This is a genomic window from Sulfitobacter sp. HI0129 (assembly GCF_001635395.1).
Lineage (GTDB): Bacteria > Pseudomonadota > Alphaproteobacteria > Rhodobacterales > Rhodobacteraceae > Sulfitobacter.
Genome location: NZ_LWGH01001053.1, coordinates 1 through 1,760, shown reverse-complemented (window position 1 = coordinate 1,760; position 1,760 = coordinate 1). Strand labels below are relative to the sequence as shown.

The window sequence follows — 1,760 nt, the reverse complement described above, 5'->3', positions numbered from 1 at the left end:
CCTGTTCGTTGCCGCCTGGCTGAACGGTGTGCGACTAATTGACAATACGCCGGTCAAAGCTGCATCTCACGCGCCAATCGAAGCCGGAAGAATACCTGAACCCGTCTGACGTCAGCCGAATGCGACTATCCAAATTAGGATAACGCTATAGAATTGAGAGGACCAGCACAGCGACGTTGATGCCTCAGTAGCTACGGCCAACACGCGTGGTGGGAGCCGAAGATTCGGCGCGCCCCGGGTCATTGTGACGGACAAGTTGCGGAGCTATTTCAAGTCTATCCGCGAGTTCGCTCCGCGCGCTGTTCATCGCGCGCACAAAGGTTTGAAGAATAGAATTGAGGGCTCGTACAGGCCGAAACGAAAACGCAAGAAAGGGATGGGCCGGTTCAAATCGCCTCGGCAGGCAAAGAGTTTTCTTACCTATCACGATCACGCAAACACGATCCTCCGCCCCCAATGCTATCGGTTTTCCGCAATCTCTTACCGCCACGCTAGAGTTGATGCTTTCAACCTCTGGAATACTGATGCAGCAAAAATGGCCGCTTGAAAATCCGAAGGGTCGCATTTCTCAAGAGCGCGACAACAAATCGGCAATGCGCCCCGCAAACATGCTGTCTTTTGAAGTGTGTCACGACAATCCATGAAGGTGGATGTAGCGCAGGAATGTCGATGCCAGATTGCTCTGGTTGTCGCCATGCCAGATCATTTCGACCACATGCTCGGCATTGGCGTCGTCCACTTCGATATAGATGACATCGGCCATGGAAGACCGCGACAGCGATTGTGGCACCAGCGAAATTCCCATGCCCTGCGCGATAAGGGCAATCACCGTAAACCAGTGCTGCACGTCAAAAAGAGCAGAAGGTTCCACGTCGGCTGCGCGCAGCAGGCCGACGATACGGTCGTGATAATGGGGGGCGAATTCGCGCGCGAAGACCAGCACCTTTTCACCGGCCATCTCTGATATCGCGATGCGGCTGCGACCGGCGAGTCGATGCTGGCGCGGCACACAGCACATCAAACGCTCGGTTTCGATGCGGTGGGATTTGATCTCTGGCGGCAGCGGTACGGCGTGAATGAAGCCGATGTCCACCTTGCGCTGCAACAGGCTGTCAACCTGGCGCTGCGTGTTCATTTCGTGCAGGGACAGTTCCGCAGCGGGATAGAGATCTTCAAAATTCCGGAGCGATCTGGGCAGGTTGCGAAACAGCATTGAGGGGACGAAAGACACCGAAATACGCCCCGCCGCGCCTTTGGCCTTTTGTTCCGCCAGAGCCCGCGCTGAATCAAGTTGCCCCAGAATTCGGGCGCAATGATCGGCGAATATCACCCCTGCCGGGGTCAGCCGCACGCCGCGTTTCCCGCGATCCAGAAGCGCAAAGCCCAAGTTGGCTTCGAGCTGTTTCATGCTGGTGCTGAGCGGTGGTTGCGAGATGTTCAGCAACGTCGCCGCGCGCCCGAAGTGCAGCTCTTTGCTGAGAACAAGAAATTGTTCGAGCTGTCGGAACGTGATGGCCATGGTGCTGGTCCATTTGCTTTTTGCTATCGCGAAATACGAAACTAATATTGGTATTGGAATTGTCTACAGGTCAAGGTCCGGCGGTAAATGCGCAGGCCGGAACGTGTCTGCTCGATGACGACCCGAGGAGACGACCAGATGCCGACCATTCACAAGAACATCCCCGACAGCGCCGGTTTGAACGCCTTTGCGGCCGATACTGCGCTGCAGGACCTGACCCGGCTGTATCTGGGTCAGGACG

Annotated in this window: 1 protein-coding gene and 1 pseudogene; one reads left to right on the top strand and one right to left on the bottom strand. The window is 56.1% G+C overall.

The genetic code is table 11. The features are described from left to right. Window positions 1–220 precede the first annotated feature (220 nt). A pseudogene (locus tag A3764_RS24315) lies at window positions 221–547 on the top strand (DDE-type integrase/transposase/recombinase); the annotation flags it as partial. An 81-nt stretch (window positions 548–628) separates the two neighbouring features. Here A3764_RS24315 and A3764_RS22485 read toward each other — a convergent pair. Continuing rightward, window positions 629–1,519 carry a LysR family transcriptional regulator gene (locus A3764_RS22485; protein WP_067267138.1) on the bottom strand — a complete coding sequence of 297 codons (891 nt, stop codon included), beginning with the start codon at window positions 1,517–1,519 and terminating at the stop codon, window positions 629–631. Window positions 1,520–1,760 lie beyond the last annotated feature (241 nt).